Origin of the sequence: Rhodococcus koreensis, from assembly GCF_017068375.1 — a bacterium.
Classification (GTDB): domain Bacteria; phylum Actinomycetota; class Actinomycetes; order Mycobacteriales; family Mycobacteriaceae; genus Rhodococcus_F; species Rhodococcus_F koreensis.
In genome coordinates this window covers 41,802-56,535 of sequence record NZ_CP070613.1, presented here as the reverse complement: position 1 = coordinate 56,535, position 14,734 = coordinate 41,802, and the positions used below count along the sequence as shown (strand labels likewise).

General features: G+C 67.3%; 12 protein-coding genes and 3 pseudogenes. 8 read left to right on the top strand and 7 right to left on the bottom strand.

The annotated features are described in order from the left end of the window. The first annotated feature begins 217 nt into the window (after positions 1 to 217). The 3 genes from JWS14_RS49775 to JWS14_RS49765 all read left to right on the top strand — a co-directional run bounded on the left by JWS14_RS49775 (position 218) and on the right by JWS14_RS49765 (position 1,961). Complete coding sequence (locus JWS14_RS49775; protein ID WP_206017580.1) at positions 218 to 598, top strand: SHOCT domain-containing protein; 381 nt, start codon at positions 218 to 220, stop codon at positions 596 to 598. A 209-nt stretch (positions 599 to 807) separates the two neighbouring features. Next, complete coding sequence (locus JWS14_RS49770) at positions 808 to 1,629, top strand: class II glutamine amidotransferase (RefSeq protein ID WP_206017579.1); 822 nt, start codon at positions 808 to 810, stop codon at positions 1,627 to 1,629. Positions 1,630 to 1,724: 95 nt separating this feature from the next. Then, positions 1,725 to 1,961 carry a three-helix bundle dimerization domain-containing protein gene (locus JWS14_RS49765; protein WP_206017578.1) on the top strand — a complete coding sequence of 79 codons (237 nt, stop codon included), beginning with the start codon at positions 1,725 to 1,727 and terminating at the stop codon, positions 1,959 to 1,961. Between the two features lie 40 nt (positions 1,962 to 2,001). Here the strand turns inward: JWS14_RS49765 and JWS14_RS49760 are convergent. Then, positions 2,002 to 2,314: pseudogene (locus tag JWS14_RS49760) on the bottom strand (amphi-Trp domain-containing protein). 490 nt (positions 2,315 to 2,804) lie between these two features. On the opposite strand from JWS14_RS49760, the gene JWS14_RS49755 reads away from it, so the two are divergent. Then, positions 2,805 to 4,409, top strand: coding sequence for an MFS transporter (locus JWS14_RS49755; RefSeq protein ID WP_206017577.1), 1,605 nt, complete (start codon positions 2,805 to 2,807; stop codon positions 4,407 to 4,409). A gap of 96 nt (positions 4,410 to 4,505) precedes the next feature. On the opposite strand, the pseudogene JWS14_RS49750 reads toward JWS14_RS49755, so the two are convergent. Beyond that, a pseudogene (locus JWS14_RS49750) lies at positions 4,506 to 4,759 on the bottom strand (DUF2252 family protein); the annotation flags it as partial. Positions 4,760 to 4,937: 178 nt separating this feature from the next. Between JWS14_RS49750 and JWS14_RS49745 the strand changes: the two are divergent. Next, the gene (locus JWS14_RS49745) at positions 4,938 to 5,099 is read left to right on the top strand and encodes a hypothetical protein (RefSeq protein WP_164065873.1); all 162 of its coding nucleotides are present in this window, start codon (positions 4,938 to 4,940) and stop codon (positions 5,097 to 5,099) included. Positions 5,100 to 5,230: 131 nt separating this feature from the next. On the opposite strand, the gene JWS14_RS49740 is transcribed toward JWS14_RS49745, so the two are convergent. Next, positions 5,231 to 5,839, bottom strand: coding sequence for an Rv1733c family protein (locus JWS14_RS49740; protein WP_206017575.1), 609 nt, complete (start codon positions 5,837 to 5,839; stop codon positions 5,231 to 5,233). Positions 5,840 to 6,332: 493 nt separating this feature from the next. After that, positions 6,333 to 6,728: a pyridoxamine 5'-phosphate oxidase family protein gene (locus JWS14_RS49735; RefSeq protein WP_420855192.1), complete on the bottom strand. Its 396-nt coding sequence runs from the start codon at positions 6,726 to 6,728 to the stop codon at positions 6,333 to 6,335. Between the two features lie 60 nt (positions 6,729 to 6,788). On the opposite strand from JWS14_RS49735, the gene JWS14_RS49730 reads away from it, so the two are divergent. Then, on the top strand, positions 6,789 to 8,201 hold the full coding sequence (locus JWS14_RS49730) for an IS30 family transposase (RefSeq protein ID WP_082764511.1): 1,413 nt from the start codon (positions 6,789 to 6,791) through the stop codon (positions 8,199 to 8,201). A gap of 312 nt (positions 8,202 to 8,513) precedes the next feature. Then, the gene (locus JWS14_RS49725; RefSeq protein ID WP_206017574.1) at positions 8,514 to 10,214 is read left to right on the top strand and encodes a GAF domain-containing sensor histidine kinase; all 1,701 of its coding nucleotides are present in this window, start codon (positions 8,514 to 8,516) and stop codon (positions 10,212 to 10,214) included. A gap of 742 nt (positions 10,215 to 10,956) precedes the next feature. On the opposite strand, the gene JWS14_RS49720 is transcribed toward JWS14_RS49725, so the two are convergent. Beyond that, a complete protein-coding gene (locus JWS14_RS49720) occupies positions 10,957 to 11,367 on the bottom strand; it encodes a helix-turn-helix domain-containing protein (protein WP_338051872.1) in 411 nt (136 codons plus the stop codon). 337 nt (positions 11,368 to 11,704) lie between these two features. Here JWS14_RS49720 and JWS14_RS49715 point away from each other — a divergent pair, with 337 nt between their 5' ends. Next, the gene (locus JWS14_RS49715) at positions 11,705 to 13,105 is read left to right on the top strand and encodes a diguanylate cyclase domain-containing protein (RefSeq protein WP_206017572.1); all 1,401 of its coding nucleotides are present in this window, start codon (positions 11,705 to 11,707) and stop codon (positions 13,103 to 13,105) included. A gap of 549 nt (positions 13,106 to 13,654) precedes the next feature. Here JWS14_RS49715 and phoU read toward each other — a convergent pair. Next, the gene (gene phoU, locus JWS14_RS49710; RefSeq protein ID WP_206017565.1) at positions 13,655 to 14,302 is read right to left on the bottom strand and encodes a phosphate signaling complex protein PhoU; all 648 of its coding nucleotides are present in this window, start codon (positions 14,300 to 14,302) and stop codon (positions 13,655 to 13,657) included. 57 nt (positions 14,303 to 14,359) lie between these two features. Next, positions 14,360 to 14,631: pseudogene (locus JWS14_RS49705) on the bottom strand (DUF6308 family protein). Between the last annotated feature and the right edge of the window lie 103 nt (positions 14,632 to 14,734).

The following is a 14,734-nucleotide window of genomic DNA, read 5'->3' as shown; positions in this document are numbered from 1 at the left end:
CCCGGATCACCTCGACGACATCCTGGTCGGCGACGGGGCCGCACTCGCCTCGACTGCGGTGATCGCACGGGATGCGCCCGCGAGAGTGAGTTGCGCAGAAACCAGCGACGACAGGCCCCGGGAGGTGGATGCTTGCCTGGTGAGCGGGCACATCTGAGAACCGTTCCGCACCCAGGCAGCTCACATGCGGGGCTGCCGCACTCGAAGGAGTCACACCATGTTGGATTCATTGTGGGAACTGATCTGGTACACGCTGATGGTGTTCGCGTTCGTCGCCTACCTGATGATCCTGTTTCACGTCCTCGGTGACTTGTTCCGCGACCGCGGCATGTCCGGTCTCGGCAAGACGCTGTGGATCATCTTCCTGGTCGTGCTGCCGTACCTCAGTGTGTTCGTCTACCTCATCGCCCGGGGCCCCGGCATGGCGGAACGGCAACTCGAGGCGCAGAGCGCGGCGAAGCAGGCGACCGACCACTACATCAGGGAGGTGGCCGGGAAGTCGGCTGCCGAACAGATCGCCGACGCAAAAGCATTGCTCGACGCGGGCACCATCACCCAGGCCGAGTTCGACGCCCTCAAGGCAAAGGCGCTCAGCTGACACGCTCAGCGCCAGCCGCAGGCTCGCCGACCGCCCCTCGATCCGGCGTCGACCCCATCGAGGTGCGAAAACTGTTTCGCGTGCTGATCCTGTGCCACCATCGCCTTCGGGTGTCCGTGCGCGCCCTTCACGAAGGGGGCGGGGTCTGTGCCCGTCAGGGCTGTCGCAGACAGGGTCGGCTCTGCTTGAATTGAGGTATGTGCCGGTGGATGGCGTACTCGGGGGAGCCGATCCTCGCGGAGGACCTGTTGTTCCGCCCTAAACATTCGCTGATCGACCAGAGTCTGCACTCACGTCTCGGGGCGACGACCACCAATGGTGACGGCTTCGGTGTCGGCTGGTACGGCGAGGGCACCGAACCGGCGGTGTACAAGAGCATCGAACCGGCCTGGAACGACAGCAATCTCCGGGAGATCGCCGGTCAGGTGCGAACACCCATGCTGCTCGCCCACGTGCGGGCCTCGACCGGGACACCGGTGCAGCGCAGCAACTGTCACCCCTTCCGGCACGGACAGTGGTTGTGGATGCACAACGGCGCACTGCGCGGTTTCCACGAGATCAGGCGCGAGTTGGTGATGGCCGTCGACCCGGCCCTGTTCCTCGACATCGAGGGGTCCACGGATTCGGAAACCTTGTTCTTCCTCGCCCTGACGTTCGGTCTCGTCGACGATCCCTTCGATGCCGTTGCCCGGGCGGTCGGCTTCGTCGAAGACGTCGGCCACACGCACGGGGTCGAGGATCCGGTGCAGATGACCGTCGCGACCACCGACGGCGAATCGCTGTGGATCTTCCGCTATTCGAGCGAGCGGCAGTCGAGGTCACTGTTCTTCTCCACCGAGATCGCGAAGCTGCGCGCACTGCACCCGGAGGTCGAGGTCCTGCACCGGCTGGGCGGGGAGACCCGTTTCGTGGTCTCCGAACCCCTCCGCGACCTCGAAGGCGCGTGGAACGAAGTTCCGGAATCATCGGCCGGGGTGGTCCGGCCCGGCGACGACGAAGTCCGGCCCTTCGAACCGATCGCACCGACATGACTTCGCGCGGCACCGATATCAACCGGTGACCACACTACGTGTCGTTGCCATTTCGGGTGTTGCCCCTTCTCCGTTCCGGGGCAGACGATGAATGAATGCGCGGAGATGACGAAATGCTGCAGATCGAACAGGTCATCGCCCGCCTGATCACGCGTTACCCCTCGATCCCACCGGCGGACATCGAAAACACCGTGCGGAACATGCACAAGCGCTTCGTGAACGGGCGAGTACGTGACTTCGTGCCTCTCCTCGTCGAGAAAGCAGCCCGCCGGCACATCACCGAATCGGTCTCGCCGTCCGCCGTACCCGCCGCGCTGCCACCCGCCGGGTAACGATCCCACCGGGTACCGACTCAGCGGCGCCGCGCACAGATCACTTGGCGGTGGCCGTGCGCGGCCGCCCACGACGCGCGGTGGTCTTGGCCGGGACTCTTGACCGGAGGCGGACTCTCCGATTCCAGTTCCGCGTCGGCCGTCCAACTGATTTCGATCTCGGTCTCGTCGCCGTCGACCTCAATCTCGAGCTCCCACCGGACCCGGTCGGCGACGACGATTTCGATCGAGTCGCCGCCCGAGCCCAGTTCCACCTCGGAGCCGCTCGCGAGGGCCTGCCCGAGCGCGATGAGCCGGTCGGACACCTCTTTCCGGGAGAGCTCGGACTTGCGCTGGATCTCCAGCTTGGGCACGACGACTCCTGACCTCGGCGAAGTGTGTACTCCCCGTCACCGCCGCGGCGCAGGCGGCCGGTCCGAACCGAGGAGAAACCAACAACGATGCCGGCCCGTCTCGGCTCGACGTTGCGACGATCAGTCCTCGGAACGGCTCTGTGGCTTCTGAAATCATCCGAGCGCGTCGGGTATGGAACGACGCTTGGCTCATGCCCGGCCCGGGGCTTGAATTCTAGATAGGTCGCCCCACACATGAGACACTCAGTGTTGCGGGATCGACGTCGCGCTCGCGTCTACCCCCACCCCATTCCCGTCCCGGGCCCGATGACCTGACCAGGGCGGTGTGCGCGCAGGAGGTGGCCGTGACGTCTTGGGTGGCTCGCCGTCGATTACCGACCCACCTCGTGTCCGCAGGTCTGCGCGGGCGACCGATCGGCAGGCCGACACGGTCTCGCGCTCACACGCCCGTCCGGCTCGACGTCATGACAGCCGCGGCGGTGGGTCTGTGATGACCGAAGGACCGACGACCAGCGATCCCTCCGAGAAGGCAGCGGGCCCGCAACGCCTGCTCGGACTGCTGCTGGCGATGGCGATGTTCGTGCTCGTCGTCGACACATCACTGATGAACGTGTCGATCTCGTCGGTGGTTCGCGACCTCGACACGACCGTCAGCGGCGTCCAGGCCGCGATCGCACTCGAGGCGCTGGTATCCGCCGCGTTCATCCTCATCGGTGGCAAGGTCGGCGATCTCATCGGGCGCAAACGGGCGTACGTGCTGGGCCTGCTCGGCTACGCCATCGGTGCGTCCGCGATGGCACTCGCACAGAGCCTGACCGCGATCATCATCTTCTGGGCAATACTCGGTGGAATCGGCGCGTCACTCCTGTTGCCCGCGATGCAGTCCCTCATCCACGGCAACTTCGAAGGCGCCGCTCAGAAGAAGGTCTACGCCCTGGTCGGGGCGGCGGCCGCGATCGCCGCCGCCGTCGGACCGCTGCTCGGCGGTTTCATCACCACCTATCTCTCGTGGCGCGTCGGGTTCGTGCTCGAAGTCGTCATCATCGCGGTCGTGCTGTCCGGCATCAAACTGGTCCGCGACGTGCCCTACACCGGACCCCGCGTCATCGACCTGGTGGGCGCGGCCCTCTCCGTTCTGGGCATGGGCGGGATCGTGCTCGGAATCCTGGTGTGGCAGGAGGGCGGCGAATCCGTTGGTGCGCTCCTGGTGATCGGTGCGATTGCGATGGCCGTGCTGGCGTACTGGCTCGTGCGGCGCAAACGTCAAGGAAAGCCGGCACTGCTGGACCCGGACCTGTTCCGCTCCAAGATCTTCCGACTGGGCATCTCCGGGCAGATGCTCCAGCAGATCGCCCTGGGTGGCACGATGATCGCGCTACCGATCTACCTGCAGATGGTGCTCGAGTACAACGCGATGCAGGCTGGCTTGTCCCTCGCACCCCTCTCGCTCAGCATGTTCGCAGTGGCGGTGCTCGCGGGCAAGAAGGCGGGCGACCGGCGCCCGAGCAGCATCATCCGGTGGGGATTCGTGCTTCTGACGATCGGGATCGCGGCGCTGATCCCGATCGTGCCGCGCGCCGAGTTCGGCTGGGGCCTGGTGATCCCGTTGGTGATCGCCGGATCCGGGTTGGGGTTGCTGGTGTCTCAACTCAACAACTACACGCTGGCACCGATCGAGGAGGAGCGGATCAGCGAGGCCGCCAGCGTCAATTCCGCGGCGGGATCGTTCGGGCTCTCGTTCGGGCTGGCGTTCGCCGGCGCCATCATGCTGGCAACGCTGTCCTTCACCTTCACCTCGATGGCGGAGTCGAGCACCGTGCTCCCGCCCGCCGAGCAGCAACAGGTGGCGCAGGTGCTCGAGGACGACGCCGAAGTCATGAGCAACACCCAGCTCGAACAGTTGCTCGTCGACCAGCCCCCGGAAATTCAGGACGAGATCATCCGCATCAACACCGACGCACGACCGCTCGCCCTTCAAATCGCCCTGCTCATCCCCATCCTCGCCGGTCTCATCGGGCTGTTCAATTCGTTCCGCATGAGGCGCATCCCGGAGCCCGCAGCACCGGCCTCCGACGAAGGGCCAGAGGGGAACTGAGGGACTAACTCCCCTCTACCCACGCTCCCCTCTACCCACGGTCTGTTTCGTAGTCCCCCCATCACCGATGATGTTGGAACGCCTGTCGGGTACGACTCAGAGCCCGGTGTCGGCCGTGATGCGACCCGCGGTGATGGCCTCGAGCAGTGCTGCATGGTCTCGGGCGTTCTGGTCGGCGTACGTGTCGGCGAACTCCGCCATCACATCGTCGAAATCGGTGCCGTCCCCGAGGTAGGCGGCGATGGCGATCCGGTCGCCCCCGCGGGCGTGGGCGAAGGCGAGGGCCCGACCGCACATCCGACCGTACAGCTTCATCAGTCGGGGGTCTGGAATTCGACCGCCGCCGACCCCGCCACCATCGACGTGCCGGCCCCACCGCGGGTTTTTCGGCGGGATCGGTGGGATCGGTGGAAAGGACTTTGTCCCCTAGCCGGACCGTCGCGTGGGTAGGAACACTGATGGTGACCGGGATCGGTGCCCGCGCCTTGGCCACCGCTCGGCCACATCTGTGCGACTGAGAGTACCCACATGACACGCCTGCAGGCTTCTTCGGTGAGCGCACCGCATCACTGCATTCCCACCCGCCGAGCAATGAGCACGCCGGAGATCCTGCAACGGATCCAGGCGATGTTCGCCGATGGGGACGACCCCGGCTCGGCTGGCACCGACGAGAAGCCGTCGCCTATCTGACATGCAGAGGTCCGGCTGCGCGCACCGCAACAGTGTTGCGGTGCAAGCGAATTAGATGATCTTGCCCCGTCTGCAGCCTCGTGGTCCCGCCGATGACGATCCGATCCAGTGGCCCCGCCAGGCGGGGATCGTCAGCTGACCGGCCATCCCGGTGTGCGGCCGACATCGTTCCATTCTCGATCCCACTGGCGCATCCGGCTTCGCGTATTCACCCACCGGACCCCGCAGAGCAGCAGGAAGGAACCCACCGCGGCGGTGGCCCACACCGACAGCGCGGCGCCGACGGCGATCGCCGCGTTCTCCGGGCCCGATCGGGGCTCGTCGACCACGTGGCCGTCAGGACCGATCCACACCGAGACGGTGTCGCCGCGGCGGGCGCCGGGTCGGGTTTCCACGTCGGTGGACTGGAGGGTGCCATCGGGCGCAGTCCACTGAGCCGTCGCATGGTCTTCGGTGTCCGGGGCGTCACCGGCCGCGCCCCCCACGAGCACTTGGTGCGGATCGTCGATGAGAACAGCAGATTGTGCATGTCCGCTCTGCAGGTCGGCGCGAGACTGATCGTTCAGGCGGGTGTTGGTCACCGTTCCGAACGCCGCCGCGAACGGGACCATGATCAGCACGAAGCTGATCACGACGGCCGCGACGACGACATCGAAACGGTCCCTGGCCCGCATGAGGGGATTTCGGCTCCACGGAGTCAGTCTCCACCAGCGTGATGCGGATGACTGATGGACATTCATCCCGTGCCTCCTCGGCCATCCTTACGCAATCCGAGTCTTCCGCACTCAGGGCGCGCGGCGTAGAGCACAAGGTCATCGGCAGAAGCGACAGAGAAAGCACCTTCCCGGCCACGTTCCACCGGGCGTGCGTCGACGGCAGGCCGGCGACGCGGAGACCAGCCGCCAAGGACGAACGGGTGACCTTCGGCCTCGCATTGAGCTCGCGGTGACCGCCCCGAGCGCAAGCATCGTCACCCACACGACGACGGTGGCACGTGCCGCCCCGTCCGCCCTGTCCGATGCGATGGGCTGAGCGTGCGCCGAGACGGAGAGTCGCGTGCCTCAACGGTGACGTCGACACATTCTCGCCGAGAACGGATTCGGGTGTGTGAACGTGGATTCTTCCGTCAGGCGGCGCGCCGCGAAGGTGCGGGTGTCAGTGCCGGAGAAATCGGTGGTGATCGCGCCGCTACCGAGGCCATGCCCGACCACGGTCACCACGCAGTGCGAGCCCTTATCGGTGGTCGCCTGCCAGCCGGGGCAGGGTCAGGCGGCGGCCGGTGACGTACTCGATGTCGAGGACGAGGTAGCAATCCGAGGGCTGGATCATCCACGGGGAGGGGCCCGTGTGGTCGAACCCGGACAGATACTCCGAGCCCGTGGCAGTGCGGGCGTGACCGAGCACGACCACACTCCATCCGTCGCGGGTTCCCGACTCGACGTGGCCGGCCTCGAACGCCACGAACGTCCGATCGAAGCGGGCGAACCAGGACTCGTTCTCGGTCGCGATGACGATCTCGGCGCGGGGGGCGGCGAAGGTCACCAACCGCACCGCAGGTAGGGCGTCCTCGGTGTAGAGCAGACGACCCGTGGGCACCGACCGCAACGCGTGGACACATGGCGGGCTCAACCGGTCGATGCAACACCTCGATCACGGAGGTTTGCGATGGGATGGGGCAACAAGCAGATGATGCCTGCGGCGCCGGTGGGTGCCAGGCGGCAGTGGGCGGCGGACAGGGCATTGCGACCTCCGATGCGTTCACCGGGCCGGCCGGAGCCCTCTCGCGCGGTGCAGCGGGACTTCTGGCGGCGGATCGCATCGGGAGTGACGACGGTCGAGGCCGCGGAGGCCGTCGGCGTGTCATGGCCGGTCGGATGCCGTTGGTTCCGCCACGCTGGCGGCATGCCGCCGATCAGCCTGGACGAGCCCACGGGCCGCTACCTGTCGTTCGCCGAGCGTGAGGAGATCGCGCTGCTGCGCGCCCAGGATGTTGGCGTGCGCGAAATCGCCCGCAGGATTGGACGTGACCCGGGAACGATCTCACGCGAACTGCGCCGCAACGCAGCGACCCGGGGCGGCAAGCCGGTCTACCGGGCACTGGTGGCGCAGTGGAAAGCGCAACAGGCCGCGAAGCGCCCGAAGACGGCGAAGCTCGTGGGCAACGACGAGTTGCGTAAGTACGTGCAGGAGCGGCTCTCCGGCAGCGTCCGCCGACCCGACGGCACGATCGTCCGTGGGCCTGAGACGCCCGCGTGGAAGGGACTGAACAAGCCGCATCGGCAGGACAGGCCATGGGCGACGGCGTGGAGCCCGGAACAGATCTCGCACCGGCTCAGGATCGACTTCCCCGATGATGAGTCCATGCGCATCAGCCATGAGGCGATCTACCAATCGTTGTTCATCGAGGGCCGCGGCGCGCTCAAACGGGAGCTGGTCGCGTGCCTGCGCACCGGGCGGGCGCTGCGGGTTCCCCGAGCGCGGTCGCAGAACAAACCGCAAGGGCATGTCACCGAGGACGTCGTGATCAGCGAACGCCCCGCCGAAGCCGCCGATCGCGCCGTCCCGGGGCACTGGGAGGGGGACCTGATCATCGGAACCGGCCGGTCCGCAATCGGCACGCTCGTCGAGCGCAGCAGCCGATCGACGATCCTCGTGCACCTGCCTCGGCTGGAGGGCTGGGGCGAGAAGCCACCCGTGAAGAACGGTCCTTCCCTCGGTGGCTACGGCGCCGTCGCGATGAACGCCGCGCTGACGACATCGATGACCACCCTTCCCGAGCAGCTCCGCAAGACCCTCACCTGGGACCGCGGGAAGGAACTCTCCGGTCATGCCCAGTTCGCCCTCGATACCGGCACGAAAGTGTTCTTCGCCGACCCGCACTCGCCCTGGCAACGACCGACGAACGAGAACACGAACGGCCTGCTGCGCCAGTACTTCCCGAAAGGCACCGACCTCTCCAGGTGGTCCGCCGAGGACCTCGAAGCCGTCGCCCTGGCGATCAACAACCGGCCCCGCAAGATCCACGAATGGCGAACCCCGGCCGAGGTCTTCGCCGAGCAGCTACGCTCACTGCAACAGCCAGGTGTTGCGACGACCGATTGAATCCGCCCATTCAGTGAGGGTCAGAGTGCCGTCACGGCCGGATGTACGCATCACGCTGTGCTCCCTTCCAGGCGCGACGGTCGGGTGCATGCGTCTACCTTCTCAGCATGAACGTGTGTTCCTCTCGTGGTTAGAGTCCTAAGTCGTTGCCCCGGTCGTCGGAGTCACCCCTGGCGCCCCGCCCACGCGTGACCGGGTTTGACCTCGACGACAAGGGGCTATCCCCGGGGTGCACGCACCGCCGTCGGCTACGCCGCCCCGCCCGCACGGCGGGGCGCGCATCCGCGAAGCGGGGCAGAAAGCTTGGTGACGATGCCAGGAGACGACGAATCACTGCTGCTCGACACTCTCTCGCAGCTGCGGCTCCAGCAGATGCTGGCCGAGATGCAGGAGCGCATCGAGCAAATGACCGCCTCCCGGGAGCAGTTCGACGGACTGCTCGAGGCGATACTCACCATCTCCTCCGGCCTCGACCTGGCAGCGACACTGCGGCGGATCGTCGACGCGGCCATACGTCTGGTCGACTGCCGCTACGGGGCCCTCGGTGTGCTCAACGACAGCGGAGACGGGTTGCAGGATTTCGTCTACTCGGGCATCGACGAAGACACCCGGCTCCTGATCGGGGAGTTGCCGACCGGGCACGGCCTTCTCGGCCTACTCATCGACCGCCCCGCATCGATCCGCCTGGGCAACATCGCCGGGCACGCCGCATCCGTGGGGTTCCCCGCACATCACCCGCCGATGCGCACCTTCCTCGGTGTGCCGGTCCGCATCCGCGAGCAGGTCTACGGCAACCTGTATCTCACCGACAAAGCCGCAGGCCAGCCTTTCACCGAGGACGACGAAATCCTCATCGAAGCCCTCGCCGCGGCCGCCGGGATCGCCATCGACAACGCCCGCCTCTTCGAACAAGCACGACAACGCCAGCAGTGGCAGCAAGCGGCCAGCGAGATCCGCGGTGAACTGCTCGCCGCCATCGACCCCAGCGAGGTGCTCGACCTGATCGCCCTCCGGGCCCGCCACCTGGCCGGCGCCGACCACGTCCTGATCGCCCGACCCGATGACCTCGAGCAAGAGGCCGCCGACGTCACCGACCTCACGGTCACCGCGTACGCCGGAACCGATCCGAGCGTGCCCGGTATGCGGATCGGCGTCGACGACACCGCTACAGGGAGGGTCTACCGCACCGGGAACCTGATCCAGGTGCCGGGCATCAGCGATACCGGCCCGCATGGTCCGGCTCTGCTGCTGCCGCTGCGGGTGTCCGCGGACGCGGTGACCGGGGTCCTCGCCCTCGTCCGCAATCGCGGCCGGGCACCGTTCGACGACCGCCAACTGCCGCTGGCCGCCGCCTTCGCCGACCAGGCCGCCCTCGCGCTGAAACTGGCCGACGATCAACGCCAACTCACCGCTCTGTCCCTGATCGCCGAACGGGACCGGATCGCCCGGGATCTGCACGACCACGTCATCCAACGGCTGTTCGCGCACGGACTGCACCTGCAAAGCGCCCAGGCCCGCAGCCGCGTCCCCGAGGCCCGGCAACGATTGTCGGAGATGATCGACGACGTCCAAGACATCATCACCGACGTCCGCACCGCCATCTTCGACTTGCAAAATGGAGAGAACGACGGGTTCGCGCTGCGCCCGGCATTGACCGCGATCATCACCGAACAAACCGGTGAGAGCGGACTGCGCACCACCGTGCGGATGACCGGGCCGCTGAACGTGGTCACCGGACCACTCGCCGACCACGCCGAAGCGGTGCTGCGGGAAGCACTGAGCAACGTCGTCCACCACGCCCACGCCCACCACGTCGACGTCACCGTCTCCGTCGACGACGACCTCACCATCTCCGTCACCGACGACGGAATCGGCCTGCCCGACACAGCCGCCCGCAGCGGCCTCCACAACCTCACCGCCCGCGCCCAACAGGCCGGCGGCACCTGCACCATCACCACCCCCACCACCGGCGGAACCCAACTGACCTGGACCGCACCGCTCCCAGAACCGTGAGACGCAACCCAAATGTAAAGTCACGGCGCTCGATGTCCGTTGCGCCGACCGGTGACCCGTGAACATCCAAAAGGTGTACCGGCGCTGATCCAGCGATCTTGTCGGAGCCGTGTCGCGAACATCTCCACCGCCCGCGCCGCGGCTGCCGGGGACACCGACCCCGTGTCGGCCGCGAACTCTGTCCGGCGAGATCACCTGGATGTGCCCGGGAACTCGGTCTCGTGGAAAGTCTTTCCGGTTCAGCGTGACGATCACCCCGGTCCCGCCGACGACGGCGGCCGCAACGACGTGCTCATCGTCGGGATCGGGCAGCGAGAATGTGCCCTCGAGCGGCTCCCAACCGGTCACCATCGCATCACCCGAAGTACTCGCGCATCGTCCCGACCAGCCGCGCACCAGCCGTTTGGGCCTCCGCCGGAAAGTGCTCGCGCCGTTCGAGCTTGGCGGCCTCATGGAACTCGGGGCTCGTCGAGAATCACCTCCGCCCACAACGGACGATACAAACCCTCGACCGCCATCGACAGCAGGAAATCCCGCTGCAAGCTCGGCCAGAGGACAGTCCGGGCAGTCTATCGACCACCCGCCGACGCTGTCAGCCCACGCCGCGGGCGCGCCGTCGCTCCGCGACCGCTTCTGTGCTCAACTACTCCGCCCCCACCGCCGGATCGTCCTCGTCGTCGATCTGCACCCCCGTCTGCGCAAGCGCCTCGTACTGGCGGGCCGGCCGCTGCTGCTGCTGCTGCTACTCGAGCACATCCCGCAGCAACAGCCGATGCCGGTTGCCAACAGCCGATGCCGGTTGCCGACCTTCTCCGCCGGCAAACTCCCCCACATCGATCAACCGGCGCACCGTCGGCCGGCTCACCCCCAGCAGATCCGCGGCCTGCTGCGTCGTCGACATCGTCGCCCGAGGCGCCACCGTCACCGCACGACCGGACCCCAGCGCGGCCACCACCTGTTTGAGCGCCGCATGCACCTCCGCCGGCAACTCCACCTGATCATGCTCACCGGCACCGACCAGCAGATACCGCGGCTCGACCCGGTCACCGCGGCGCCGCTCGTGCGCGTCGAGGAAGCCGACCACCGCCGCCAACCCCGCACACTCCACCGTCTGCGGGAGATACGTGTGCTGATCCAACGCCTGCGTACCCATGACCGAACCACTTCCCGTCCGAATTACTCGGAACACCTTTCGAACCTTCGAATAGCGGCGAACCGTGGATGGACAGCAGATTCAGGCGCTGCAAGGGCCGAACACACCCGGCAGGTTCAGTCCGGGGGTGAAGAACCGCTTCATCCCGATGAAGAACCACGCCACCAACGCCGGCCATGGGACGATGAGGGACCCGGGATTGTGGACGCATCGGCCATCGACTGATCGGATCTGTCGGTGTTCACTCGAATTATCACAAGCAATGCGAAGGCTCGACCCGAGCTGGTCGACACCTGTGGCGGCGCCCCTGATCGACGCCCGGGAAGGGACGGCACCGATGAGACCGGACACAGCGGAAGCCCGCATGTTGCTGTCGGTGATCGAGCATGCCCAGAACATGGTCGCACTCGCCGACTACGACACCGGACGCCTGCGCTACCTCAACCCCGCCGGGATGCAGCTGATGGGATTGACCGACGAGGCGGCCGTCGCCGCCCGCTGGGCGCCGGAGTTCTTCACCGACGTCGGATTCATCCAGGCCCCCGAGATGGAATCAGCCCTGCTCGAACAGGGCCGGTGGGAGGGCCGGTCGGAGTTTCGGCACTTCCTCACCGGTGAACCGATCCCGGTGACCCTGTCCACCTACGTGATCGAGCACACCGAGGACCAGCGCCCGGCGGTGATCGCCTGCATCGCCCAGGACCTGCGCACCGCCCAGGAGCACGAACAGCGCCTGCACACCGCATTGGAGGCGGCCGCGTACCGGGTCCGCGAACAACGCGCCCTCGCCGACCTGAGTCAGCTCGCCGTCGACGGCGACCTCGACCACGTCCTCGTGGCCGCGGCGGACGCCGCCGCCGCGTTGGTCGGGGTCAACTGCGCCTCGGTGGCCCGGGCCGAGGAGCCGGGCGGTGCGTTGCGGGTGCTCGCCTACCGCGGTCAGCCACCCGTCCCGGACACCTTCGCCCCCGGTACCGATTCGCAGCCCGGATACGCGGCCGCCACCGATCAGATCATCATCTGCCCCGACCGGTACGGCGAGCACCGGTTCTCCACCGAAGCCATGAATTCCCGGGGGCTACGGAGCGGGGTCTGCGTTCCCATCGGCGCCGAGACGGTGTGGGGAGTGCTCACCGCACACAGTGCCCGCCCCCGCGACTACTCCGACCGGGAGGTGATGTTCCTGCGCTCGGTGACCGCGGTGCTGGCGGCGGCGATCCGGCGCATCGAGGCAGAGGAGGCGCTGCGGCATCTGAGCCTGCACGATCCGCTGACCGGGCTACCGAACCGTGCCCTGGCGCACCAGCAGATCGACGCCGCCCTGGACACCGCACGCGGAAGCGGGCGCACGGTGGCCGCGTTGCTGATCGACCTCGACCAGTTCAAGACCCTCAACGACCGACTCGGCCACGCCGTCGGCGACGACGCCCTCATCCGGTTGGCCGAACAGCTCCAGTCGGTCGTGCGCGCAATCGATACCGTGGCCCGGATCGGCGGCGACGAATTCCTCATCGTCTGCCCCGACACCACCTCCGCCGACCAGGCCATCGCCCTTGCCACCCGCATCACCGAACTGCACATCGGACCCGACTCGCCCGGACGCGAACTGCGGTACACCGCCAGCGTCGGCATCGCCCTCGCCGGACCGGAAGACACCCGGGAGACGTTGATCCGACGCGCCGACGCCGCCATGTATGAAGCCAAAACCACCGGAAGCGGACACACCCTCGCCCCCTGACACGAACCCCCACCCCCACACCCAAGCACACCGCCACCGACATACATTGTGCCGCATAATGTTCCTGCCGAAACACCAAACACGCCACCCACGCCAGCCGAGCGGCGCCGAACCTGACCTACCCCCAACAGGATCCGGGGAGCGGATGCTTGCGACCGGGCCTCGGCCGGCACGAACACCCACGGTGCATCAGCGAGATGCGCGAGCACCCCAGACGCGAACTCGCCCACAGGCCCACACCAGACCCCACCGCACCACATTCAGCTCAGCGACGACGAATACACCCGCGCCCACGCCGCCGCCCGCACAGCCGGCCAGAACCTCGAAACCTCCGGTCCACGACCTCATCACCGCCGCCCTCGACACCGAACAACCCGAATAGCAGGTTCAATCGGAGGTGAAGAACAGCGCCAAGAACAGCGCCATCGCCATCAAGAACCACACCACCAACGCCGCCATCGGCACCAACCGCAGGAACGCGCACACCAACCGCAGGGCGAAGTCCACCCTCGGATCGGCCGCGGCGATGCGGCCCGTGACGGCGACGACCTACGGGGTCATCTGTTCCCCGGTGACGAGGAAAATCACCCGGCGCCCGACCACGACGGCATGGTCACCGAAGCGCTCGTAGAAGCGGCCGAGCAAGGTCACATCGACCGCGGCCGGGATGGTGCCGGGCCAGGCCGGATCCTCGATCAGGATGAGCAACCGTCGATGCAGGTCGTCGAGGACGTCGTCGCGTCTACCGATCTCGGCGGCCAGTTCGGGACCATGCGTGCGCAGAACCCGCTCGGCGAGGCCGGCCAACTCGGCCGCCACCCGCCCCATCTCGGAGAGCAACTCCTCCGCCACACCGGAGGCGACGCGCTCGGGATGACGGCGGCGGACACTTTCGGCCACATGCTGCACCAGCCCGCCCATCCGGCTCAGATCCGCCAACAGGTGCACACCGGTGACCACCTGACGGAGATCACGCGCCACCGGGCCCTGCAACGCCAACAGCGCCATCGCCAAGTCCTCGCACGGACCGCGCAACTCCTCGATCTGATCGTTCAGGTCGAACACCCGCTCCGCCAGGGGCAGCTCCGCCAGCGCCAGGGCCTCGGTCGCCGCCTGGACCGCCTCCCCGGCCAGCCGGCACATCGACGCCAGACGGTCCGTCAGCTCGTCCAGCTGCTCGTGAAACTTCATCCGCATGTGCATCATCCTCGTGCACCTGCCGAAGACAGCGCCGGGACGTGTCACCTTTCCTGGTCAGAAGGCTCTCCCAGGCCGCGGTTCTTCCCCGTCCATCCAGGCGATCACATCGAACACCCGCAGTGCGGAGATCTCGTCGGGGAGGCCGGCCTCCTTCCGGATCGACAGCAACCGGCGGTGCAGCGCTGCGTCGTCGGCGCGGAGGGCCTCCCGGGCCGGGTTCACATGCGCCCGGGCGGTGCCCAGGACCCCACTGACCACCGAGTCCCAAATCGGATACAGCCGGGGCGTGTGCGGGCGATCAACTTCGCTGCCTTCGTCCAGCCCACTTCCCGCAGGCCGCGGAGGGCGGTTTCCAGGTCCCAGGCGGGCCACCCCCGGGGTCAGCGGCTCCGATTCGTCGACCTGGTCCCGATCCGGGCGTACAGCCTC

What these genes read in the sequence shown, in the direction of transcription:
- JWS14_RS49775 (WP_206017580.1), top strand. Translation starts at nt 218, where the DNA reads ATGTTGGATTCATTGTGGGAACTGATCTGGTACACGCTGATGGTGTTC.
- JWS14_RS49770 (WP_206017579.1), top strand. Translation starts at nt 808, where the DNA reads ATGGCGTACTCGGGGGAGCCGATCCTCGCGGAGGACCTGTTGTTCCGC.
- JWS14_RS49765 (WP_206017578.1), top strand. Translation starts at nt 1,725, where the DNA reads ATGCGCGGAGATGACGAAATGCTGCAGATCGAACAGGTCATCGCCCGC.
- JWS14_RS49755 (WP_206017577.1), top strand. Translation starts at nt 2,805, where the DNA reads ATGACCGAAGGACCGACGACCAGCGATCCCTCCGAGAAGGCAGCGGGC.
- JWS14_RS49745 (WP_164065873.1), top strand. Translation starts at nt 4,938, where the DNA reads ATGACACGCCTGCAGGCTTCTTCGGTGAGCGCACCGCATCACTGCATT.
- JWS14_RS49740 (WP_206017575.1), bottom strand. Translation starts at nt 5,839, where the DNA reads ATGAATGTCCATCAGTCATCCGCATCACGCTGGTGGAGACTGACTCCG.
- JWS14_RS49730 (WP_082764511.1), top strand. Translation starts at nt 6,789, where the DNA reads ATGCCTGCGGCGCCGGTGGGTGCCAGGCGGCAGTGGGCGGCGGACAGG.
- JWS14_RS49725 (WP_206017574.1), top strand. Translation starts at nt 8,514, where the DNA reads ATGCCAGGAGACGACGAATCACTGCTGCTCGACACTCTCTCGCAGCTG.
- JWS14_RS49720 (WP_338051872.1), bottom strand. Translation starts at nt 11,367, where the DNA reads ATGGGTACGCAGGCGTTGGATCAGCACACGTATCTCCCGCAGACGGTG.
- JWS14_RS49715 (WP_206017572.1), top strand. Translation starts at nt 11,705, where the DNA reads ATGAGACCGGACACAGCGGAAGCCCGCATGTTGCTGTCGGTGATCGAG.
- phoU (WP_206017565.1), bottom strand. Translation starts at nt 14,302, where the DNA reads ATGCGGATGAAGTTTCACGAGCAGCTGGACGAGCTGACGGACCGTCTG.